The organism is Pseudomonas fluorescens (genome assembly GCF_902498195.1).
Taxonomy (GTDB): domain Bacteria; phylum Pseudomonadota; class Gammaproteobacteria; order Pseudomonadales; family Pseudomonadaceae; genus Aquipseudomonas; species Aquipseudomonas fluorescens_BU.
The window spans coordinates 426223-448945 of record NZ_CABVIY010000005.1 but is presented as its reverse complement, the minus strand read 5'-3'; the positions used below and the strand labels follow the sequence as shown (position 1 = coordinate 448945).

Annotated in this window: 21 protein-coding genes and 2 tRNA genes; 11 read left to right on the top strand and 12 right to left on the bottom strand. The window is 59.2% G+C overall.

Annotated features, from left to right (window positions below):
• Positions 1-31: 31 nt before the first annotated feature.
• Complete coding sequence (gene rfbC, locus F8N66_RS20780) at positions 32-577, bottom strand: dTDP-4-dehydrorhamnose 3,5-epimerase (protein WP_150771965.1); 546 nt, start codon at positions 575-577, stop codon at positions 32-34.
• Positions 578-745: 168 nt separating this feature from the next.
• Here rfbC and F8N66_RS20775 point away from each other — a divergent pair, with 168 nt between their 5' ends.
• The 4 genes from F8N66_RS20775 (at position 746) to F8N66_RS20760 (ending at position 6307) form a co-directional block, all read left to right on the top strand.
• Positions 746-3658 carry an aminotransferase gene (locus F8N66_RS20775; protein ID WP_150771964.1) on the top strand — a complete coding sequence of 971 codons (2913 nt, stop codon included), beginning with the start codon at positions 746-748 and terminating at the stop codon, positions 3656-3658.
• A 197-nt stretch (positions 3659-3855) separates the two neighbouring features.
• Positions 3856-4734 (top strand): N-carbamoylputrescine amidase, encoded by an 879-nt coding sequence (gene aguB, locus F8N66_RS20770; protein ID WP_150771963.1) that lies wholly within the window; start codon positions 3856-3858, stop codon positions 4732-4734.
• A gap of 5 nt (positions 4735-4739) precedes the next feature.
• Positions 4740-5846 (top strand): agmatine deiminase, encoded by a 1107-nt coding sequence (gene aguA, locus F8N66_RS20765; protein WP_150771962.1) that lies wholly within the window; start codon positions 4740-4742, stop codon positions 5844-5846.
• 248 nt (positions 5847-6094) lie between these two features.
• Positions 6095-6307: a hypothetical protein gene (locus F8N66_RS20760; protein WP_150771961.1), complete on the top strand. Its 213-nt coding sequence runs from the start codon at positions 6095-6097 to the stop codon at positions 6305-6307.
• Between the two features lie 198 nt (positions 6308-6505).
• Here F8N66_RS20760 and F8N66_RS20750 read toward each other — a convergent pair whose 3' ends face one another.
• On the bottom strand, positions 6506-8599 hold the full coding sequence (locus tag F8N66_RS20750; protein ID WP_150771960.1) for a TonB-dependent receptor: 2094 nt from the start codon (positions 8597-8599) through the stop codon (positions 6506-6508).
• Positions 8600-9043: 444 nt separating this feature from the next.
• On the opposite strand from F8N66_RS20750, the gene F8N66_RS20745 reads away from it, so the two are divergent.
• The 5 genes from F8N66_RS20745 (at position 9044) to F8N66_RS20725 (ending at position 13144) form a co-directional block, all read left to right on the top strand.
• Positions 9044-10330 carry an OprD family porin gene (locus F8N66_RS20745; RefSeq protein ID WP_150771959.1) on the top strand — a complete coding sequence of 429 codons (1287 nt, stop codon included), beginning with the start codon at positions 9044-9046 and terminating at the stop codon, positions 10328-10330.
• Positions 10331-10592: 262 nt separating this feature from the next.
• On the top strand, positions 10593-10811 hold the full coding sequence (locus F8N66_RS20740) for a tautomerase family protein (protein WP_056852134.1): 219 nt from the start codon (positions 10593-10595) through the stop codon (positions 10809-10811).
• Entirely contained in the window at positions 10808-11464 is a 657-nt protein-coding gene (locus F8N66_RS20735) for a DsbA family oxidoreductase (RefSeq protein WP_150771958.1), read from the top strand. Before F8N66_RS20740 ends, F8N66_RS20735 begins: the two co-directional genes overlap by 4 nt.
• A gap of 42 nt (positions 11465-11506) precedes the next feature.
• Positions 11507-12217 (top strand): SDR family NAD(P)-dependent oxidoreductase, encoded by a 711-nt coding sequence (locus tag F8N66_RS20730; protein WP_150771957.1) that lies wholly within the window; start codon positions 11507-11509, stop codon positions 12215-12217.
• A 261-nt stretch (positions 12218-12478) separates the two neighbouring features.
• Positions 12479-13144, top strand: coding sequence for a hypothetical protein (locus tag F8N66_RS20725; protein WP_150771956.1), 666 nt, complete (start codon positions 12479-12481; stop codon positions 13142-13144).
• A 62-nt stretch (positions 13145-13206) separates the two neighbouring features.
• Here the strand turns inward: F8N66_RS20725 and F8N66_RS20720 are convergent.
• The 6 genes from F8N66_RS20720 to F8N66_RS20695 form a co-directional block, all read right to left on the bottom strand.
• Positions 13207-13282: transfer RNA gene (locus F8N66_RS20720), tRNA-Thr, on the bottom strand.
• A gap of 416 nt (positions 13283-13698) precedes the next feature.
• Entirely contained in the window at positions 13699-14928 is a 1230-nt protein-coding gene (locus F8N66_RS20715; RefSeq protein ID WP_150771955.1) for a methyltransferase, read from the bottom strand.
• A complete protein-coding gene (locus F8N66_RS20710; RefSeq protein ID WP_150771954.1) occupies positions 14909-15598 on the bottom strand; it encodes an ABC transporter permease in 690 nt (229 codons plus the stop codon). The genes F8N66_RS20715 and F8N66_RS20710 overlap by 20 nt, the downstream gene beginning before the upstream one ends.
• Positions 15595-16290: an ABC transporter permease gene (locus F8N66_RS20705; protein ID WP_060544038.1), complete on the bottom strand. Its 696-nt coding sequence runs from the start codon at positions 16288-16290 to the stop codon at positions 15595-15597. Before F8N66_RS20705 ends, F8N66_RS20710 begins: the two co-directional genes overlap by 4 nt.
• A gap of 78 nt (positions 16291-16368) precedes the next feature.
• Entirely contained in the window at positions 16369-17118 is a 750-nt protein-coding gene (locus F8N66_RS20700) for an ABC transporter substrate-binding protein (protein ID WP_150771953.1), read from the bottom strand.
• Positions 17119-17131: 13 nt separating this feature from the next.
• Positions 17132-17905 carry an ABC transporter ATP-binding protein gene (locus F8N66_RS20695; protein ID WP_007922616.1) on the bottom strand — a complete coding sequence of 258 codons (774 nt, stop codon included), beginning with the start codon at positions 17903-17905 and terminating at the stop codon, positions 17132-17134.
• 551 nt (positions 17906-18456) lie between these two features.
• Here F8N66_RS20695 and gabP point away from each other — a divergent pair.
• The gene (gabP, locus tag F8N66_RS20690; RefSeq protein WP_150771952.1) at positions 18457-19848 is read left to right on the top strand and encodes a GABA permease; all 1392 of its coding nucleotides are present in this window, start codon (positions 18457-18459) and stop codon (positions 19846-19848) included.
• A gap of 71 nt (positions 19849-19919) precedes the next feature.
• On the opposite strand, the gene F8N66_RS20685 is transcribed toward gabP, so the two are convergent.
• Genes F8N66_RS20685 through F8N66_RS20675 form a run of 3 tightly spaced genes read right to left on the bottom strand, consistent with a single transcriptional unit; the run spans position 19920 to position 21806 of the window.
• The gene (locus F8N66_RS20685) at positions 19920-20372 is read right to left on the bottom strand and encodes a hypothetical protein (RefSeq protein ID WP_150771951.1); all 453 of its coding nucleotides are present in this window, start codon (positions 20370-20372) and stop codon (positions 19920-19922) included.
• A 6-nt stretch (positions 20373-20378) separates the two neighbouring features.
• Positions 20379-20795 carry a hypothetical protein gene (locus F8N66_RS20680; RefSeq protein WP_150771950.1) on the bottom strand — a complete coding sequence of 139 codons (417 nt, stop codon included), beginning with the start codon at positions 20793-20795 and terminating at the stop codon, positions 20379-20381.
• A 36-nt stretch (positions 20796-20831) separates the two neighbouring features.
• Positions 20832-21806 carry an alpha/beta fold hydrolase gene (locus tag F8N66_RS20675; protein ID WP_150771949.1) on the bottom strand — a complete coding sequence of 325 codons (975 nt, stop codon included), beginning with the start codon at positions 21804-21806 and terminating at the stop codon, positions 20832-20834.
• 232 nt (positions 21807-22038) lie between these two features.
• Between F8N66_RS20675 and F8N66_RS20670 the strand changes: the two genes are divergently transcribed.
• Positions 22039-22488 carry a carboxypeptidase regulatory-like domain-containing protein gene (locus F8N66_RS20670; RefSeq protein WP_150771948.1) on the top strand — a complete coding sequence of 150 codons (450 nt, stop codon included), beginning with the start codon at positions 22039-22041 and terminating at the stop codon, positions 22486-22488.
• 154 nt (positions 22489-22642) lie between these two features.
• Here the strand turns inward: F8N66_RS20670 and F8N66_RS20665 are convergent.
• Positions 22643-22718, bottom strand: a tRNA-Phe gene (locus tag F8N66_RS20665).
• Between the last annotated feature and the right edge of the window lie 5 nt (positions 22719-22723).

The following is a 22723-nucleotide window of genomic DNA, read 5'->3' as shown; positions in this document are numbered from 1 at the left end:
TCGAGCGCCTGTGGGTACGGGCACATTATGCCTAGGCAAAGACGTCGGCGTCCTTGAAGAGTGATGCGCCTTGATCCTTGGCTGACAGCAGGGGCGCTCCGTCCAGCTGCCAGTCGATATTAAGGTCCGGGTCGTCCCAGCGCAGGGTGCGTTCGGCGCGCGGGTCGTAAAAGTCGGTGGTTTTGTAGAGCACCTCGGCGGTATCGCTCAATGCGACAAAGCCATGGGCGAAACCCTCGGGAATCCACAACTGACGATGGTGCTCGGCGCAAAGGCGGGTGGCGAGCCATTTGCCGAAATTCGGCGAGCTGCGGCGGATGTCGACCGTCACGTCCAGAATTTCGCCACTGACCACGCGAACCAGTTTGCCCTGGGGCGTTTCCAGTTGGTAATGCAGACCGCGCAGGACGCCTTTCTTCGAGCGCGAGTGGTTGTCCTGAACGAAGGTCGCCTGCACACCGGTCGCATGCGCAAACGCGTCGGCATTGAAGCTTTCGTAAAAGAAACCACGTTCGTCCTCCAGTACCCGAGGCTCGATGATCAGAATACCGGGTAGCTCGGTGGCGATAACGTTCATGGTTTTCTCCGACAGTGGGCGTTGCTGGGCGTCATTCTTGCGCAAAGAGTCGGCGGGTGCGAGTCACCACTGGGCGTGCAGGGCAGGTTCGGGGGTTGCGTATCGGCTCGCGCAATGGCGATATAGGCGCCTAATAAATTTAACACCTTCATTGAAGAGGTCTGTTTCATGCCGCTCGCCACGTTGATTCATCGCGCCAGTTTGCCCAGCCCGCAAGTGTCTGCGGAGCAAGCGTCAGAGCTGTTGCAGGAGCATTACGGGCTCAGCGGAAGGTTACAGGCCCTGGGCAGCCAGCAGGATTTGAACTACCGCGTCGACAGCGACCAGGGCCGTTTTGTCCTGAAAATCTGCCGGGGCGATTATTCGGCGCTGGAGTTGCAGGCCCAACATGCCGGGCTCAAGCATTTGGGCGAACATCCCGCTGTGCACGTCCCGCGCGTGATCCCGGCGAAAAACGGTGCGGACCTGCTGTCCCTTGAGGTCGGCGGCCAGGCGGTGCATGTGCGCCTGCTGGACTACATCGAAGGCCAGTCACTGACCCACCTCGATCATTTCAACCGTACGGTCGTGGCAGGTTTCGGTCGTTTGTGTGGCGAGATGGACCTGGCGCTGGCGGCATTCGATCATCCGGGGCTGGAGCGCACGTTGCAGTGGGATGCGCGTCATGCACAGGCTGTGATCGCGCACTTGCTGCCGATTATCCAGGATGACGCCCAGCGCCAATTGATCGCCGACGCCGCGCTGCAAGCTGGGCGCCACCTGCAACCGTTGCAGGACAAGCTGCCGCTGCAGGCAATTCACATGGACATCACCGACGACAACGTGGTGTGGCAGCGGGATGGCGAACGTCAGTGGCAATTGCAGGGCGTGATCGATTTTGGCGACCTGGTCCGCACCTGGCGCATCACCGATCTGTCGGTGACCTGCGCGGCATTGCTGCACCACTGCGATGGCGATCCGTTCTGCATTTTGCCGGCGGTGCAGGCGTATCACGCGGTCAATCCGTTGCAGCATGAAGAGTTGCTGGCGCTGTGGCCGCTGATCGTCGCCCGTGCGGCGGTGCTGGTGCTCAGCGGTGAGCAGCAGGTCAGCATCGACCCGGGCAATGCCTACAGTCGCGACAACCTGACGCACGAGTGGGAGATTTTCCGCGTCGCGACCTCGGTGCCCTTGGCGTTGATGGAAGCCGCGATCCTGACAGCGGTCGGGCAGCATCTGCCCGGCATCGCCAGCGAAGGGTTTGCACCGCTGCTGCCGAGCCTGGTGGGGCGTGAATTTGCCCTGATCGATCTGGGCGTGCTCAGCCCGCACTTCGAGGCCGGCAACTGGGAACAGGAAGGCATCGATCAACGCCTGCTGGATGAAGCCGCCGCGGCTCACGGTCTGGCGGCCAGTCGCTACGGGCAATATCGCCTGTCCCGCACTTGTCCGGACAGCGCCATCGAACCGGACACCTGCCCGTTGCACGTCGAGTTGCGTGTACCGCAAGGCACGACGGTCGAGGCGCCGTTTGCCGGGGTGGTTCACCAGCCATCGCCGGGCGTGCTGCAACTGGATGGCCCGCAACTGAGCGTGCGACTGTGGGGCGTTACGTCCTCGCTGCACACAGGCGCTGCGCTGGTCAAAGGCCAGGTGTTGGGGGCCGTCAGCGGACCGCTGCTTGTGCAATTGAGCCGGGATTCGTCGTTCAGCGCGCCCTTGTTCTGCTCGCCGACCCGCGCGGCGGCCTGGCAATCGCTGTGCCCATCACCGGCAGCCTTGCTGGGACTGGCCTGCGACGCTGAACAGGAACTCGATGCGCAGACCTTGCTGGCCCGTCGCGACGCCAGTTTCGCCCGCACGCAAAAACATTATTACGTCGACCCGCCGCGCATCGAGCGTGGCTGGCGCAACCACCTGATCGACATGCAGGGCCGTTCCTACCTCGACATGCTCAACAACGTCGCCGTGCTCGGGCACGGTCACCCGCGCATGGCCGCGGTCGCCAGCCGCCAGTGGTCGCTGCTTAACACCAACTCGCGGTTCAACTACGCGGCGGTCGCCGAGTTTTCCGAGCGCTTGCTGAAGCTGGCGCCGGATTCCATGGATCGCGTGTTCCTGGTCAACAGCGGCAGTGAGGCCAATGACCTGGCGATCCGCCTGGCCTGGGCCTACAGCGGCGGGCGCGACATGGTGAGCGTGCTGGAGGCCTATCACGGCTGGACCGTGGGCGCGGACGCGGTGTCGACTTCGATCGCCGACAACCCCAAGGCCCTGGAAAGTCGACCGGACTGGGTGCATCCGGTCACTGCGCCGAACACCTATCGCGGTGAATTCCGTGGCCCGGACAGCGCGCCGGACTACGTGCGCAGCGTTGAGCACAACCTGGCGAAAATCGCCGAACAGAAACGCCAGTTGGCCGGTTTCATCTGCGAGCCGGTGTACGGCAATGCCGGTGGTATCTCGTTGCCACCGGGTTATCTGAAGCAGGTTTACGAAATGGTCCGCGCCCGGGGCGGAGTGTGTATCGCCGATGAAGTGCAGGTCGGCTACGGGCGCATGGGCCACTTCTTCTGGGGCTTCGAAGAGCAGGGCGTGGTGCCGGACATCATCACCATGGCCAAGGGCATGGGCAACGGCCAGCCACTGGGCGCGGTGATCACACGCCGGGAAATCGCCGAAGCGCTGGAGGCCGAAGGTTATTTCTTCTCGTCGGCGGGCGGCAGTCCGGTCAGTTGCCAGGTCGGCATGGCGGTGCTGGATGTGATGGAAGAAGAAAAGCTGTGGGAAAACGCCCAGGTGGTGGGCGGTTACTTCAAGGAGCGTCTGGAAGCGCTGATCGATATTCATCCGTTGGTGGGCGCGGTGCATGGTTCCGGTTTCTATCTGGGCGTGGAGTTGATCCGCAACCGCGAAACCCTGGAGCCGGCCACCGAGGAAACCACGGCGCTGTGCGATCGCTTGCGCGACCTGGGCATCTTCATGCAGCCGACCGGTGATTACCTGAACGTGCTCAAGATCAAGCCGCCGATGGTGACGTCTCGCCAGAGCGTGGATTTCTTTGTGGACATGCTTTCGAAGGTGCTCGCCGAAGATCTGTAAAACCGATATCGCGGGTTTACCCGCTCCCACGGGTGAAGTACGATAATAGTTCGATTGTTATCGGGTTTAAGTGGGTAATTTTAGACGAAAGGCAGATTGGCAGCTTTAAAAGTCGATATTTATCGGATATAAAGTCGGCAATGCCAGGGCGCGGAAAAGCCATGCCCGACCGTCAAGCACTTGCCCGGAGATGATCCATGAGCCGTATCGTTACCGTTGCCGCCACCCAGATGGCCTGTTCCTGGGACCTGGAAGGCAACATCGAGGTCGCTGAAAGACTGGTCCGTGAAGCCGCCGCCAAAGGCGCGCAGATCATCCTGATCCAGGAATTGTTCGAGGCGCCGTACTTCTGCCAGAAGCCGAACCCGGATTACCTGCAATTGGCCACGACGGTCGAAGACAACGTCGCCATCAAGCACTTCCAGAAAGTCGCCAGGGAACTGCAAGTGGTGCTGCCCATCAGCTTCTACGAGCGGGCGGGCCGCGCGCGCTTCAACAGCATCGCGATCATCGACGCCGACGGCAGCAACCTCGGGATTTATCGGAAAAGCCACATCCCGGACGGTCCTGGCTACCACGAGAAGTACTACTTCAACCCGGGCGATACCGGCTTCAAAGTGTGGAACACCCGCTACGCGAAAATCGGCGTGGGCATCTGCTGGGACCAGTGGTTCCCGGAGGCCGCGCGCAGCATGGCGTTACAGGGCGCGGAGATTCTGTTCTACCCGACCGCCATCGGCAGCGAGCCCCACGACAAGACCATTTCATCCCGTGATCACTGGCAACGCGTGCAACAGGGCCACGCCGGCGCTAACCTGATGCCGCTGATCGCCAGTAACCGCATCGGCAATGAAGAACAAGACGGCTACGACATTACCTTTTATGGTTCGTCGTTCATCGCCAACCAGTTCGGCGAGAAGGTGCAGGAACTCAACGAAACCGAAGAAGGCATTCTGGTTCACACCTTCGACCTCGACCAACTGGAACACATCCGCAGCGCGTGGGGCTCGTTCCGTGACCGTCGTCCGAACCTGTACGGCGCGCTGAAAACCCTCGACGGAACCCTGGAGTCCTGATCGACATGACCACTTTGAAAAGCACCCCGCGCGCCGACGGCTTCTACATGCCGGCCGAGTGGGCACCCCAGACCCAGACCTGGATGATCTGGCCCGAGCGGCCGGACAACTGGCGCCTGGGCGGCAAACCGGCGCAAGCCGCGCACGTGGCGGTGGCCAAGGCCATTGCGCGTTTCGAACCGGTGACCGTGGCGGTGTCCGCCGGCCAGTATGAAAACGCCCGTGCCCGCCTCGACGTGCCGAATATCCGCGTTGTGGAAATGTCCAGCGACGACGCCTGGGTCAGGGATACCGGCCCGACGTTCGTCATCAATAACAGCGGCGAAGTCCGTGGCGTGAACTGGGATTTCAATTCCTGGGGCGGTTTCGACGGTGGCCTGTATTCGCCGTGGAACCGTGATTCGCAGGTGGGCGGCAAGATTCTCGAGATCGAGCGCAGCCCACGCTACCGCACCGAGGGCTTCGTGCTCGAAGGCGGTTCGATCCATGTCGATGGCGAAGGCACGCTGATCACCACCGAAGAATGCCTGCTCAACCGCAATCGCAATCCGCACCTCGATCGTGCGGAAATCGAAGCGGTGCTCAAAGATCATCTGGCTGTGGATAAGATCATCTGGCTGCCGGACGGTCTGTTCAACGACGAAACCGACGGCCATGTGGATAACTTCTGCTGCTACGTGCGTCCGGGCGAAGTGCTGCTGGCCTGGACCGACGATCCGCAGGACCCGAACTACCCACGCTGCCAGGCCGCGATGAACGTGCTGCAAAACAGCACCGATGCCAAGGGCCGCCCGTTTACGGTGCACAAAATGCCGATCCCGGGCCCGCTGTACGCGACCGAGGAAGAGTGTGCCGGCGTCGACCCGGTGGACGGCACTCAGGAACGCAATCCTACGGTGCGTCTGGCCGGTTCCTACGTGAATTTCCTGATCGTCAACGGCGGCATTATCGCCCCGAGTTTCGATGACCCACTGGATGGCCCTGCCAAAGAGATTCTGCAGGCACTGTTCCCGCAGCACGAAGTGGTGATGGTCCCGGGTCGCGAACTGTTACTGGGCGGCGGCAACATTCACTGCCTTACCCAACAACAGCCGGCGCCTCACAAGAATTGAGTGAGTGCGTAACAGCTTGAGTTGATTGCGAAATCATTTCGCGCAAACGTTTTCGCGATTTGCCCCGCACACAGCCCGCAGTCCATCAGGACTGCGGGCTTTTTTGTATTTATCTGTCGCTATTTCGTACATATTGGCACAGCTCTTGTATCGCTTTGGGTGCAAAACAGGGAGGGGGAGAACTTAGTCGTTCTGTCATAAACCTTGGATAAAGTTAGGCCGCTCACAAACCAGGAGAGAGCGCTGAAATGAACGCCGAAGTAAATGTAGTGAGCGAGCGGGCGTTGCATCCCCTGGCAGTCAATAACGAATCGCTCCAGATTCTGGCGCACTGGTTCAAGTCCAATGGAACGCGTCAGATCAGCGAGACTGATCCGCGCCGGACGATAATCGAGCGCTACCCCGCTGGTTTATTCAGCGAAGCGGAGCTGGATGCGTTGTGGGATGTGATGGAAGGATAAGAAGAAAAACAACGGATTGATCAAACAAAAGCGCTGCCGGGATGGCAGCGTTTTTTTATGGGCGATGAAAAATAAATGTGGGAGCGGGCTTGCTCGTGAAGAGGGCATGTCAGTCGATAGAGAGGGTGACTGACACATCGCTTTCGCGAGCAGGCCCGCTCCCACAGGAGTCGAGCGTGAACACAGAATTGGCAGTGTTTAGAAACTGTAGGTTCCAGTGACCACCACGCTACGCGGCTCCCCCGGCTGGATCTGCGCCGCACTGGTCGCCGACGAGTAGTAGGTCTTGTCGCTGATGTTGTTCAGCGCCGCGCGTAAATCCCAATCCTTCTGCCGGAAGCCTGCCAGTGCATCCCAGCGTCCGTAACCCGGCAGGACCGTGGTGTTCAGGTTGTCCGCATAGCGATCGCCGACCAGGGTCAGGCCGGTTTCGGCATACCAGCCCATTTCCGGTTTCCAGGTCAGGAACAGGCTGCCGTTATGCTTGGCCACGTTGCTGATGCGTTTGCCTTCAAAGCCGTTGTTGTCCTTTTCCACCGTGGCATCCTGCACACCCACGCCACCGCGCACGTACCAGTTGCCGGCAATCTTGCCCGTGGCCGTCAACTCGATCCCGCGGGAACGTTGCTTGCCGGTGAGCAGGGTGACGGTCGGGTTGTTTGGGTCGCTGGTGCGGCGGTTGTAGAGTTCCAGTTCGTAGATCGCCAGCGTGGTGCTCAGGCGCTCATCCAGCCAGTCGCTCTTCACGCCGATTTCTTTCTGCCGGGTCAGCTCGGGACTCAGGTCATTGGTGTTACCTGCGGCGCCGGGTGTAATACCGATCAAGCCTCCGCCGACCGGTGAGAACGTTTTCGACCAGGAGGCGTAGAAGGAATGGTTCTGCAGCGGCGTCCAGACCAGTCCTACACGAGGGCTGGTGCTATGGCTGTCACGGTCTTCGGACATGTCCCGCAGCTTGTTGGTCGACTCGATGTCGAACGTGTCGTAGCGCAAACCGGCGAGCAACTGCCATTGATCGTTCAGATGCAGTTGGTCCTGCACATACACCGCACGGCTTTCGACCTCGGTGTGCGAGCTGCTCGAAACCTGCATGCGCCCGGTGTGGCGCACATCACGATTGGGATTATTCAGGTCCAGCGAGGGCACGGGTGAGCTGCCCGGTCCCGTGGTGGCGGCGGTGTACAAGGTCGGATCGCGCCGCTGGCTGCCGATCTCGATCCCGGTCAGCAGGCGATGTTCCAGGCCGAAGGTATCGAAACCACCTTCCAGTTCAACGTTGTTGTAGATGTTGCGGGTGGTCAGGTCCTGTTGCCAGTGTTGGCGCGTGACCCGGTTGGTGGCCGGGGTGTAGCCGGTCAGGTAAGTGTTGTCGAAGTCGCTGTTGAGCTTGAACACGCCGAGGGTCTGGCGCAGCTGCCAGTTGTCGCTGAGTTCATAGGTGAGTTTCGAACGCAGGGATTGCGACTTGTCGTCGATGAAATCGTGCTCGCTGCCGTAGGTCGTATCGCGGCCCACATCAGCCGGGCGGCCGTTTACCCCGGGGATGCCGCGATCCGGCGTGCGGTTGTAGCGGCTGTATTCGTACTGCACCAGCCAGTTCAGGTCAGGGGTCAGTTGCCAGCTCATCGACGGCGCGAACAGTTGGCGATTGCCGCTCACGCCATCGCGGAAACTGTTCTGGTCCATGTTGCCCATGTTCAGGCGCAGGCTGATGTTTTCGGAAGGGTCGGTGCTGAGGTCGGCATACAGGCTGCGCAGATCGTCGCTGCCACCCTGGGCTTCGATTGTCGAGCGGCGACCGAATTCCGGCAGCTTACTGACCCGGTTGACGATCCCGCCCTGGCTGCCACGGCCATAGAGGACGGCTGCCGGGCCTTTGAGCACGTCGATTCGCTCGATGTTGTGCAAGTCGCGCACGTACTGACTGTCATCGCGGATGCCGTCGAGATAGAAGTCGTTGCTGGCATCGAAGCCCCGGATGCGCAGGCTGTCGAAGCGGGTGTCGGCGCCGCTGCTGACGTTGGGGATTCCGCTGAGCGCTGTTCCCAGATCATTCGTGCCGTAATCGACGACGTTCGAAGTTTTGATCGAATCGATGGCTTGCGGAACGTAGCGCACCGGTGTGTTGGTACGGGTCGCCGTATTCGTTTCCTTCACACGCGGGTCATCGGCCTCAGCTTCGGCGCTGATGGCGGTGGCGGGTAAAGTGGTGGGGGCAGCGTAGGAAAAACCGGCAGACAGCAAAGCAGAAAGCCCAAGACTGAAGGGCGAAAGGCGTAATGGGGCAGGCATTGAGGAACGCATCCGTAGGATTTTTAGGGTGTAGCGTGCAGGGTGCGAATGGTAATGCTTGCTATTTACTTCCGTTAATTATTCTTGAAATGTTCCTCTGATTGATTGTTTCCAATTATGTCTAGATTGTTACTTTCGTCGTGTCCAATCATTTACAGGCGTCTTAAATTGGAAACAATTGAAATTTCCTGCCAAGTAAAGCCATTTCTTAGACGATTTTCGCCTACATACAGAAGATTCATGAAATTGACACAACGTCAGGGGCGCGGCTACGATTCGGCCAACGCCTGTGGCTAACCGCCATGACTCTTAAAATTACAAATAGGCCCGCCACGATTCGCTCGTGCGCGGGCCTTTTTGTTTTAAGGTGAAAAAAGAGCGCCAAAGCGCCGTTTCTACTGTTGGGCGCAGCGCGTATCAACCCGTATTAAGGAAAAAAATAAAATGTTGAACAAGCGAATCAGCCTGATCGCTCTGGGGATTTTGAGCGCTTCACAGGCCATGGCTAACGACCAGGCCGAATCCAAGGGATTTGTCGAAGACAGCAGCCTCAAAGTGCTGCTGCGCAACGCTTACATCAACCGTGACTACAAGAACGGTAACGAAGACAAAGCCGAGTGGGGCCAAGCGGCCATCGGTACGTTCTCGTCCGGTTTCACTCAGGGCACCGTGGGCGTGGGTGTGGACGCCTTCGGTCTGTACGCACTGCGCCTGGACGGCGGCAAGGGCCGTAGCGGCGCCGGTGGTATCGACTTCTTCAAACAGGGCGATAGCGGCAGCGCGGCCAATGACCTGTCCAAGGGTGGCGCAGCGGTCAAGTTCCGTCTGTCGAGCACAACACTGACCTACGGCGACCAGATGCCGGCCCTGCCAGTATTGAGCTACGACAACGTGCGCCTGCTGCCAGAGAGCTACACCGGTACCCTGATCACCTCCAAGGAGATCAAGGGCCTGGAACTGAACGCCGGTCGCTTCACCGCCGAATCGCGCAAAAGCGCCGAAGGCCGTGACAGCGGTGGCCTGAAGTCGATCAACGTGTTGGGCGGTAGCTATCAGTTCACCGAACAATTCAAGGCTTCCCTGTACGCGTCCGACGTGGAAGACGTTCTGAAGAAACAGTACGTGAACGCCAACTACGTGTTCCCGCTCGCCAAGGATCAGTCCCTGACCCTGGACTTCAACGGCTACCGCACCAAGCTGGACGACTCCTACGTCCGCGAAGTCGGTGCAACCGGCGACGACAACAAAATCTGGAGCCTGGCGGGCACCTACGCCACTGGCCCTCACTCGTTCACCCTCGGTTACCAGCGCAGCACGGGCGACAGCAACCTGGGCTATGCCTACGGCGGCTACCAGAAAGGCCAGAACCGTGTCGGCGACGGCGGCAACACCATCTACCTGGCCAACTCCTACTGGTCCGACTTCAACGCCGAAGACGAACGCAGCTGGCAACTGGGCTATGGCCTGGACTTCAGCACCTTCGGCATCCCGGGCCTGAGCTACAACTTCGCCTACGTGCGTGGCGACAACATCACCACCTCCACCAGCGAAGGCGGTACCGAGCGCGAAATCTTCAACCAGTTCAAATACGTCGTGCAGAGCGGCCCGGCCAAAGACCTGAGCGTGAAACTGCGTAGTTCGGTGCTGCGCGTGTCGCAGAAGTCGAGCGAATACAACGTCAGCGGTAACGAATTGCGCGTGTTCGTGGATTACCCGATCAACATTTTCTGATGATGGGTTGCGGTGTTGAGGCCTGATTCAAAGGCTCGTCACTAAGGAAAGCCCCGACTGGTTCGGGGCTTTTTTGTGCCTGCAATTTGTGAGATTTCGCTGCAAAAAATATCGCGCGACGTTTGAAACGTCTTTCAAATAAATTACACCACGTAACTAATGATGTTCCCGTTCCCATCTTTATCCCCTCCAGCTAACTGCCTACATTGAGCTCCAACGCCTCTCCCATCATCCAGACGGGAAGGTCACTGGAGATTCCTCAATGCCTTTCGTAAGTGTCCGCATCACCCGCGACGGGGTTACCACTGAGCAGAAAGCTCAGGTGATCGCCGAAATCACTGAAACACTGGAACGCGTCCTCAACAAGCGCCCTGACCTGACCCACATCGTGATCGAAGAAGTCGACACCGACAACTGGGGCTACGCCGGGATCACGACCACTCAGTACCGCAAGCAACTGGCGGAAGAGGGGCAGTCATGACGGCCGCGGTGACCATCGATTTCGTCTCCGATGTGGTGTGCCCATGGTGCGCGCTGGGGGCAACAGCGCTGGAGCAGGCAATCGAGAACGTGTCGGGCGACATTTCGGTGCAGCTGACCTACAAGCCTTTCGAGCTGAACCCGAACATGCCGGCCGAGGGCGAAAAAGCCGTCGAGCACCTGATGCGCAAATACGGGCGCACAGCCCAGGACGTCGCTGCCGGTAAAGCGATGCAGATTGAGCGCGGTGCGGCCCTCGGCTTCAAGTTCGACCTGGAAAAACGTACTCACTTCTACAACACCTTCGACGCTCACCGGTTGTTGCTTTGGGCGCTGGAAGAGGGACGCCAGGTGGCGCTGAAGAAGATCCTGCTGCGCGCTTACTTCAGCGAAGGCCAGAACCCGAGTGATCAGCAGACGCTGGTGCGGTTGGCGGGTGAAGCCGGGTTGGACGAAACCCGGGCACGCGAGGTGCTGGTGTCTGGCGCGTTCGCTGACGAAGTGCGTGAGCTTGAGGAGTTTTACCGCCAGCACGGCATCAATTCGGTCCCGGCCATGGTGCTGAACGGCCGTCACCTGGTGTCTGGATCGCAGTCAGTCGAGTACTACGAACAAATGTTGAGACAAATGGCGTCGGCCCCTGCTGAAGCCTGATTCACCCCATTTCAAATCCCATTATTGTTAGAGGTCTACATCATGAGCAATTCGAAAAAAGTCATCGTCATCACTGGCGCATCCCAAGGTCTCGGCGACGGCATGGTCAAGGCCTTCCGTGAACTCGGCTACCAGATCGTCGCGACCTCGCGTTCGATCAAGCCGTCCACCGACCCGGACATCCTCACCGTGGCCGGCGACATCGGCGAACCGGCAACCGCTCAACGGGTGATTCGCGAAGCCATCGCACGTTTTGGCCGTATCGACACCCTGGTCAACAACGCCGGGATCTTCATTGCCAAGCCGTTCACCCAGTACACCGCTGAAGACTACGCCAACGTGCTGTCGGTCAACGTCAATGGCTTCTTCTACATTACCCAACTGGCCATCGCCGAGATGGAAAAACAGGGCAGCGGCCACGTCGTCAACATCACCACCAGCCTGGTCGACCACGCCATCGACGGCGTGCCATCGGTACTGGCCTCGCTGACCAAAGGTGGCCTGAACGCGGCGACCAAATCCCTGGCGATCGAATACGCCAAGCGCGGCATTCGGGTAAACGCTGTTTCGCCTGGCATCATCAAGACCCCGATGCACGGCGAAGAAACCCACGCCGCACTGGGCGCCTTGCACCCGGTCGGTCACATGGGCGACATCGATGACATCGCCAACGCAGTCGTGTACCTGGACGGCGCCAAGTTCGTCACCGGCGAAATCCTGCACGTGGATGGTGGCCAGAGCGCAGGTCACTAAGCCCTGAACTTCAAACGGTAGAAACAACCAAGCCCTCGTAGCAATACGAGGGCTTTGTTGTTTCCGCTTCAGATGTGATGGTCAACATTTTCAGAAGTGTCTGACATACGCAGTATCGAACTCCCAATGATCATTGATTCTTTCCCGTGGCGCGTGGCTACGGAGGGTCACTGAGGGATTTCGATTGCAGTACTTGAAGTTGCATCGCCGTCGAGTTCACAACGGTCAATCGAACGCCCCGTCAGAACTGGACCGTCATTGATGGTAACCACTTTCGATAGGGTCTTTTTTGACGTGGATCGCGTGTTCTGTATTTCACTGAGTGAACGCGAAGACAGGCGGGCATTGTTTCAACGGACCGTCGCACCGCTGATTTCCAACCCGATTGAATTCTTTATTGCGCAGCGCAGCAGTGATCCGGTCCAGGGTTGTTACGAGTCGCACCAGGCGCTCGTCAAAATGGCCTTGGCCGAACATTGGCAGAGAATTCTAATCTTCGAGGACGACGCGAAACCGTACAGGTTTTGCGCCATGCAGGTTCGGTGGGTCAATCGGTTCATCCGAGGAAAAAAATTCCAGACGCTGCATCTGGGCTACAGCATGGGCCGCACCTGGCTGACCTGGTTTCCGTTCATTGCACGTGGAAAAATCGTTGCGCTTCACGCCTACATCATCTCGCGCGAGGGCTGTCAGGTCCTGGCCGAAACGTCTTATTCCGGAACGCCTGTAGACGTCGTATTCAAACAGCGAATAAAACAACATTGTGTTTTCCCCATGCTTTTCCGCCAGCACGCAGCGGCTGTGGCAGGCAGCAATATTCTCTCAGTGGCCATCAATGAGGATGAATGGTGGGAACGCAACTGGAAGAAGCACCAGCGATCGGTGCTCAAAAACATGTGGCGAACGGTGTTTCGCCTGAAATTTTGATTGAACGACACCGAATCCCAGAAACAACAAAGGCCCGCATTTCTGCGAGCCTTCGTTTTGTATGGTGCCGGCACCAGGAATCGAACCCGGGACCTACTGATTACAAGTCAGTTGCTCTACCATCTGAGCTATACCGGCGTGTTGGGCGACGATTATAGCGATTGGTTTGGTTCTGTAAACCCCTGAATTCAGACTATTTTTACGCGAGGCTTTGTCGTGGACGGATACGACTCGTCTGTCGCCTTGTTCTGCGCTTTTCAGGTCATCTCCGGGCACGGTCTCTTGCTGACTGATGTGTGCCTTTTCTGCTCGAACAGCCCTTTGGTTCTGTGGTTATGTTCTTTTGAGCCAGCGCTTATGCACAACCGGATTCGCGAAGCACGGCCTATATGACGAATTTGTGGATCCGTTCTCATCCGATCGCAAATCACTGTTTTTCGGGTTTTTTATCCGGGTGTACGAATTCTGAACAGTGTCGTTTCACCCCTGATACAGCTGTAAATATTGGATCCACGATATTTTCATCAACAGAGTTATCCACAGGCGGCGATGCTTTAAGTGCGCTCCGCCACTATCAGCAGATTACGCGGAGTGAGCGCTGTTTCGCAGAAGGTGCCGAGTTGAACCCGGTAGCCCTGCTCGTGCAGGAAAAGCGCGCGGTCGAGCACCAGCCAAAGCTCCAATGGGCGTCGGAAAAGTCCGCGCAGCAACTCCAGATTGCGCACTTGCGCCAAGCGTTGCCAACCGGCGGTTTCCAGTGCAGGCCAATTCTGCGGGCCGATTGTGGATAACTCCTTGAGCGAGGCCAGGTGCTGGCAGTAATCGGCGAGGGGTTTGTCGAGCCATGTGCTGGGCAGGGAAGGGGCCGGCAGGTATTCGTCGACGCCGCGCAGCTGTCGTTGCAACAGGTCGAATGCCAGGCGACGGGCCATTGAAGTGTCACGCTGGCGTCGAACGCGTGCGCCAGCGGTCACTGTTTCGCTCATCGGTAGCCCGAGATCGTCGAGGGATAGCTGTAGTACAGAGCTTTGGGCGGCAGAGGAAATCGTAGCGTACTGGGTCAGTTTGATCCGGTTGTAGCAGCAAGGGGAAAGGGCGATTTGCTTGCAACCTGCGGCACTGGCGAGCTGTATCAAACGCACATGCAGATCACCGCAAGCGTGGAGCGCGACAGGGGTGGACCCGGCGTTCAACAAAGTGGCCGCATTGGCTGCGAGTGCATCCTGTTGGACGTGCAGCGCATGTAACTGGTGCCGTTGGCTGAGGGCCTGGCCACTGGCAACCAGGGCCGGGTCGACTTCCAGGCAGGTCAACTGTTGGCCGGGTTGCAGCAAACGCCGCCCCAAATGACCTTTGCCGGAACACCAGTCCAGCCAATGCTTGGGCGCCTCGGCGAATTGCAATCGACTGGCGAAGGCTTCGATCTGTTGCCACTTGCGGCCGGGTACGTCGACATTCAATCGATGGCTCGCGGCTTCCAGCGCATGGGCGGGCAATTCATCCACAGCGCTTAGCGCAAGGGACATCGTCGCCAACGAAGCAAAAGGCTCCGGCGCACCCAGTAAGGCGGGTTGGTTGTGAGCAGTTTCCGCGTCCTCCAGCGACCGCCCGCGTAGCCATGAGGCCAGCTCTGGGTAGGAAGTTTCCCAGGACAGGTGCAGATGAGTGAACGGCCGGGGTTTCCACAGGGCCTGATGCTGTGTCAGAAAAGCATCCAGCGCGGTGAAACGGACGAGCAGGGCCTCGCCCGTCAACACCTGGGGATCAACGCCCTTGGCAGGCATCGACGCGCAGCCAGCGCTCCAGCAGCTTGAAGCCGCGTACCAGCACATAAGCCATCAGCAGGTAGAACATGCCCGCGGCGAAGAAGATTTCTACCGGCAGGTAGGTCCGCGCAATGATAGTCCGGGCCATGCCGGTCAGTTCCAGCAGGGTCACGGTGCTGGCTAGGGCGCTGGCCTTGAGCATCAGGATCACTTCGTTGCTGTAGGCCGGCAGGCCGATGCGCGCCGCCCGGGGCAGGATGATGTAGAACAGCGCCTTGGGTTTTGACATGCCCAGCGCCCGTGCGGCTTCGATCTCGCCCGGGGGAATGGCCTGGATCGCGCCGCGCAGGATTTCGGCGATGTAGGCCGCGGTATGCAGGGTCATGGTGGCCGTGGCGCACCAGAACGGATCGCGCAGGTATGGCCACATCGAGCTGTTGCGGATCGCGTCGAACTGCGCCAGGCCGTAGTAGACGAGGAACAGCTGAACCAGCAACGGCGTGCCACGGAAAAAGAAGATGTAGCCGTAGGGAAATGCCCGCACCCACCACAGGCGCGACGAGCGGGCGATGCCCAGTGGAATCGCCAGCAACAAACCGGCGATCACGGCGATGGCGACCAGTTCCAGGGTCAGCGTTGCGCCCTGGGCCAGTTTCGGCAGCCACTTGATGATGACTTCCCAGTTCATTGGGTGCTCCTCGCGAAGCCGCGAGCGGCGCGTTTTTCCAGGAAATGCATGCCAGTCATGGCCAGAATCGTCAGGCCCAGGTACATGAAGGCGGCGACCATATAGAAGGTGAACGGTTGCTTGGACACAGTCACGCCGATTTGCGCGTGACGCATGATTTCTTCCAGGCCGATCACCGACACCAGCGCGGTGTCTTTCATCAGGATCATGAACAGATTACCCAGGCCGGGCAGGGCGATGCGCCACATCTGCGGCATGATCAGTTTGGTGAAGATCCGCCATTTCGAAAGACCCAGGGCCACACCGGCCTCACGATGGCCTTTGGGAATGGCGAGGATCGCGCCGCGAAACACTTCCGTGGCGTAGGCGCCGAAACACAGGCCCAGCGCAATCACGCCTGCGGCGAAGGCGTTGAGTTCCAGGTCCGGGTTGCCGAAGAACTCACCCAGGGCACGCATCAGGTTGACCGTGCCGAAGTAGATCAGCAGCACCCAGAGCAATTCCGGGATACCCCGAACCAGGGTCGAATAAGTACCGCCAAGCCATTGCAGCGGCTTGTACGGGGAAGTCTTGGCCAAGGCGCCGAGCAAACCGAGCACCAGCCCCAGGCACAGGGCCGAGAGTGCCAGTTTCACAGTCATCAGCGCGCCAGCGGCAAGCGCCGGGCCGAATCCGTAGAGGTCGATAATCATGGATTTCTTTTCGTATCGCGGCAGGCAAGGCCGGGGACCGGCGCCGTCGGGAGACGGCGCCGGTCCGGCAGGTCAGTATCAATAGATGCTGAACGGGAAGTACTTGTCGTTGATCTTCTTGTAGGTGCCGTCAGCAACGATTTCTTTCAGCGCAACGTTGAGCTTCTCGCGGATCGGGTCGTTTTTGCGTACTGCGATACCGATCTTGTCGCTTTCTTCCACCGGGTCGCCCTTGAACTCGTAAGAACGGCCGGCGTCGCTTTTCAGCCACTCGTAGTTGACGTATTTGTCCGCCAGGATGCCATCCAGACGACCGGAGGTCAGGTCGAGGTAGGCGTTTTCCTGGGTGTCGTAGAGCTTGATGGTGATGTCGTCGCCGTACGTGTCTTCCAGGAAGGTGCCGGCCAGGGTCGCGCGCTGGGCGCCGATCACTTTGCCTTTGAGCGCGTCCTTGTCGGTCTTGAAGTCGACGTTTTTAGGCGCGATGAACTGCAGCTTGTTGGAGTAGTACGGGTCGGTGAAGTCCACCGCTTGCTTGCGCTCGTCGGTGATCGACATCGAGGAGATCAGGAAGTCGAACTTCTTGGCGTTCAGGGCCGGGATGATGCCGTCCCAGTCGGAAGTGACCACGGTGCATTCGACTTTCATCTTGGCGCACAGGGCGTCGCCGATTTCCTTGTCGAAGCCGACGACATTGCCGCTGGCATCTTTATTGTTGAACGGCGGGTAGGCCGCTTCGATGCCCATCTTCAGGGTTTCGGCCATGGCACCGGCGCTGAAGGCCAGGGTGACGGCGGCAGCCAGGAAGACCTTTTTGTAGTTCTGCATGCGGGTAGCTCCGTTAGCGGTTGCTGGACATGAATTGTTTGCAGCGCGCCGAAAGCGGGTTTTCAAACACCTGCTGTGGCGATCCTTGCTCTTCTACCAGGCCCTGGTGGAGGAACACCACTTCGCTGGAGACCTGACGGGCGAAGCCCATTTCATGGGTGACCAGCAGCATGGTGCGGCCTTCTTCGGCCAGTGCGCGGATGACATTAAGTACTTCCTGGACCATTTCCGGGTCAAGGGCGGAGGTCGGCTCGTCGAACAGGATGACCTTGGGCTGCATGGCCAGGGTGCGGGCGATGGCCGCGCGTTGTTGCTGGCCGCCGGATAATTGCGCCGGGTAGGCGTGGCGCTTGTCGGCGATGCCAACCTTGGCCAGCAAGGCTTCGGCGACTTCGATGGCTTCGGCCTTGCTCTGGCCGAGCACGCGGCGCGGGGCCTCGATGATGTTGTCGAGCACGCTCATGTGCGGCCACAGATTAAAGTTTTGAAACACAAAACCAATTTCGCTGCGCAGGCGATTGATCTGCTTGCCGTCGGCAGCGACCAGTTCGCCGTTTTTCGCGGCCTTGAGCTTGAGTTCTTCACCGGCCACCAGGATCTGGCCCTGGTGCGGGTTTTCCAGCAGGTTGATGCAGCGCAGGAACGTGGACTTGCCGGAGCCGGAGGAACCCAGGATCGAGATCACATCGCCGTCGCGGGCGGTCAGCGAGACGCCTTTGAGCACCTCCAGCGAACCGTAGCGTTTGTGCAAGTTGCGGATTTCAAGCGCGGGCGTGGCCTCAGCCATGTGCGTTCCTCATATATGTTGCGCTCCTGCTGTTGGTGGCCTTCCTGGCGAGGCGGCCAACCTAGCATAGCGTTTCAATGGCAGCCAACAGCGCTACGGGTGGTAAGCGGGTGGCATGTCGCAGGTTGTCGCATCGGCACAGCAGACTGTCGCCCCATCAACAACCGAACAGCCGTTTGAAGCGTGCTTCCCAATGGAAAGCGGGTCGGCTGTCGCAAAAAGGGCGCGATGTTGCCAGCTTTGGCGGGGGGTTGGAAGCGCTAACCGGCCAAACGCACTTTTAATGTGCGCTGAGGGATATAGGGGTGTGTTTCCGGTGCGCGATTTCGTTCATTAAGTGGGTCACAGGGTAACGCTCTGGCAAAATGCTATTACACTCAATGACTTGCGATGACTGACCGGTCTGTTCGAGATCGGCGGATTAGAGGGTTTTGAAACATTTTGGCGCAATTATTGCGTGCAGATTCCGGAACGCCCCGTTGGTTTCTTTTTACAGAGAGGAAATTCAAACGGGATGCACGCATTCGCTTTTCCTTACAAAGGTAGTTTCAATGAGCAGTACCCAAAGCTCTAACGGCCTCGAACAGGGGCTTAAACCGCGTCATGTGACCATGCTGTCGATCGCCGGTGTTATCGGCGCCGGCTTGTTCGTTGGCTCGGGCCACGCGATCGCTGCCGCAGGCCCAGCCGTGCTGTTGGCCTACGCCGCCGCCGGTATGCTGGTGGTGTTGGTGATGCGCATGCTGGGTGAAATGGCTGTTGCTTCGCCAGACACCGGCTCCTTCTCCACTTACGCCGATCGCGCAATCGGTCACTGGGCCGGTTTCACCATTGGCTGGCTGTACTGGTGGTTCTGGGTGCTGGTAATCCCGCTGGAGGCCAACGCCGCCGCAACCATCCTGCACGCCTGGTTCCCTGGCGTGGACATCTGGGCCTTCGCCCTGGTCATCACCATGCTGTTGACCGTGACCAACCTGTTCAGCGTGAAGAACTACGGTGAGTTCGAGTTCTGGTTTGCCCTGATCAAAGTGCTGGCGATCATCGGTTTCATTATTCTCGGCGTGGCGGCGATCTTCGGTTTCCTGCCGAACAGCCAGGTCAGCGGCGTATCGCACCTGTTCGACACCCAAGGCTTCCTGCCGAACGGCATGGGCGCGGTATTGGGTGCCATCCTGACCACCATGTTCTCCTTCATGGGCACCGAGATCGTGACCATTGCGGCCGCGGAATCGAAAAACCCGGGCAAGCAAATCTCCAAGGCCACCAATTCGGTGATCTGGCGGATCGGCTTGTTCTACCTCGTGTCGATCTTCATTGTCGTGGCCCTGGTGCCATGGAACGATCCAGTTCTGGCCAGCCTGGGTTCTTACCAGACCGTGCTTGAGCGCATGGGCATCCCTAACGCCAAGATGATCGTCGACATTGTGGTACTGGTTGCTGTAACCAGCTGCCTGAACTCGGCGCTCTACACCTCCTCGCGTATGTTGTTCTCCCTGGGCAAGCGCGGCGATGCACCGGCCTTGTCCACCCGTACCAACAAAAGCGGCACGCCTTACTGGGCTGTGATGCTGTCCACAGGCGCCGCATTCCTGGCAACGTTCGCCAACTATGTGGCCCCGGCGGCGGTGTTCGAATTCTTGCTGGCCAGCTCCGGTGCAATCGCATTGCTGGTGTACCTGGTGATCGCGATCTCGCAACTGCGCATGCGCAAGCAGCGTATGGCTCGCGGTGAGAAAATTGTCTTCAGCATGTGGTTGTTCCCTGGCCTGACTTACGCGGTGATCATTTTCATCGTCGCGGCCCTGACCATCATGCTGTTCCAGGATGCCCATCGCGTGGAAATCCTCGCGACCGGTCTGCTCAGCGCTCTGGTGGTTGCCGCCGGTTTGCTGGTGGCTCGTCGTCGCAAGCTGGAAAAAAATGGCGCGGTGGTCTTGAACTGATCCATACCGCGTAACGCAAAACGGCCGCTGTCAGTGATGACAAGCGGCCGTTTTTGTTTGCGCCGTATCCCTTACTCGGCTTTTTCTTCCGGCGAATCCTGCGACTGGCGGTAGACGTCCAGTGCATCGCCGAAGTCAGCGATGAACTGCGGGTCGCTCAGCCATGTTTGAGCGGCCTCGCGGTCCATGCCGTCGGCCCACATGCGGTAGTCGATCAGCATGTCGGCGGCCAGGTGGGTGGCGGCCATGCCTTCGTCGTCGGCGTTTTCCAAATCCAGCAGCTCTGGATGGTCAATGATGATGAAGGCGAGGTTCGTCAGCAGCACGGAGAGCATTTCGCTGCGGCTGACAGCTTCCGCATCACGCATTTTGCTGAACATCGCCAGGGTGTATTCCGGGATCGGCTCGCCGATTTCGCCCAGGTCATCGTCCAGCGCGGCGGGTTTCCTGCCGTGGATATTGATCTGCTTGGCTTTGGCTTTTGCGCGTTTGGCGCGTTTCTGTTGCTTGTTCAGGGAGGCCATGGGAACTCAGTTCGGTTTCTGTTGGGTTTGGGCTGCGATAGCGTCGGACGCCGCCACGTAGTCAGCCTGGAAGGCCGGGGATTCGATCCATGCCAGTGCGCCGGCTTCGTCGGTTTCGGTGGACCATTGGCGATACTCGATCAGCGCCGCGAGGATGAAGTCCATCGCACCTTCTTCGCCTTCCTGCTCGTACACCAGCTCCAGCAGCGGGTCTTCGAGGAACGCGGTGCACATGGCTTGCTGGCTGGTCTTTTCGGCGTCGATCATTTTCTTGAACAGCTCGGTCAGATCCACCGACTCGAAGTCGATGCGGTCATCGTTCGGGTCCAGCTCGACCGGGGCGGCGGCCCGTTGCGTGCGGTTCTGCTTGGCCTTGGCCTTGGCGCGGGTGGCACGTTTTTGCTGCTTGTTGGCGGAGGCCATGGGCGTCGTTCCGTAATTCGTTGAAAGGGCAGTGGCTCAGTTGCGTGGCACTGTCCGCCCGGGTGTATCGGGGGCCAGTTCGCCGTTTTGCAGCCAGGACAATGCAATGGGCCATAGTGTGGCTTGGTATGCGCTGCGAAAAAAGGCGAAATGTCCGACTTCTGCTTCGCCGATGTCTTCGGGAGCAATGCGCAGGTGGGTATTTGTGCTGCCGGTGAAGTAACCGAGCAGGCGTTCGATGGCCGGGACGGTGCCGTAGGGATCGTCGCTGATGCTGATCGCCAGGACTTCTGCGCTGACGGTGGCGAACGGCAGGCGACCGGTGGTTGCCTGCATAGCGCGACCGCTGGGGCGTTTTTCGTAGCGGGGTGTCGATGTGCTCCAGTCGCTGACCACGCCGGCGGGTGTGTCTTCCAGCCAACCGAGGCGTTTACCTGGGAAGTAACCGCAGATCATCGTCACCAATGGCATCACCACATGCCACTTGCCGAACATTCGCCAGCGATGGACGGGCGCGTAGTCGCGCCAGTAGGCGAACTGCGCGCCAACCGTCACCAGACGCCGGATCAGGTGGCCAGAAGCTCCCAGGCCCGCTGCGCAGCCTCCAAAGCTGTGGCCGACCACATCGATCGGCTGACCGGGAAACTCGCGCTGTGCACGCTGGAGCATCGCTTCGAAATCCAGTGCGCCCCAGTCGGTCCATGAAGCTTGAACGCCTTTGAGCGAGGCTGGACGCGATTCGCCGATCCCACGGTAGTCGTAGGTGATCACATCAAAGCCGTTGGCGAACAGGTAATCGGCGAAGCGCGAGTAGTGGCGGCAGCGGACCGACGTGGCGGCGTTGATGATGACGACCGGGCGGGATGTGTCCCGGGCCGCATGCCGCCACGTGAAGCCGCCGAGGGTGAAGCCGTCGGCGGCGGCCTGGCTGAAGGGCTCGCCCAATAAGTCGGCTGTCGGTTGCGGCTCGATTTGTGTGGGAGCGAGTAATGGCATGTCCTGCAAATTCATCGGCGTCGGACCTTTGCGGGTAGCTGCCAACGATAGTCTTCACGCCGTGTATGAACAATCCATTGTCACTATCACTCGCAGGAACGCCTCAATGGCAGCCAAGGCGTCAGGAGCACATCACGTAGTACGTTTCGTAGTGAACCCAAGTACAAATTGATCTGAAACGGGACCGCTCCCGCTGAAATCCCAATTGAACAACGATTGGGTTCTGAAGAATCCGGGAGTCGTCATCATGAAGAGCGTCCATTCACTGATGTTGCCCCTCGCCACCGTCGGCGTGCTGATGTTTCCGGCCATGCTGCTGTCCGCCAGCCTTGAGCCTGTCGACAGTTCAGGCGTGCAAGTTCAGCGGCAGGAACAGAACGGCATCGCGTACTTGTCTGGCGGGATCGGCGAGGACGAGTCGAAAGCCATCCAGCAAGCCACGGGCTACAACCTGCACATGACCTTCTCCATCGGGCCGGAGAACAAATACGTGCCTGACGTGGATGTGACCGTGGAGAAAGCGCCAGGCCAAGCGGTGTTGACGCTGAGTCAGGCCGGTCCGCTGGTGTACGCCCAGTTGCCTCCCGGCAAATACACGGTGGTCGCGACACGTAAGGGTGTCGAGCGGCGGGACACGGCGGATGTCGGTAGCGGCACCGCGCGCAATCTTGTCTTTCACTGGAATGACGAGCAATAACCATCCTTCGCGCTCGAAGACGATGCTCACCACAAGCGATCCCGGTACAAGGATTGCGGGTTTTTTGTGGCCCGTGGAAGAGGCTGGATGCGGTTGCCATGAAACGGCGGGCATAAAAAAACCCTGAATCTTGCGATTCAGGGTTTTCGGTATTTGGTGCCCAGAGACGGAATCGAACCGCCGACACGGGGATTTTCAATCCCCTGCTCTACCGACTGAGCTATCTGGGCAACGG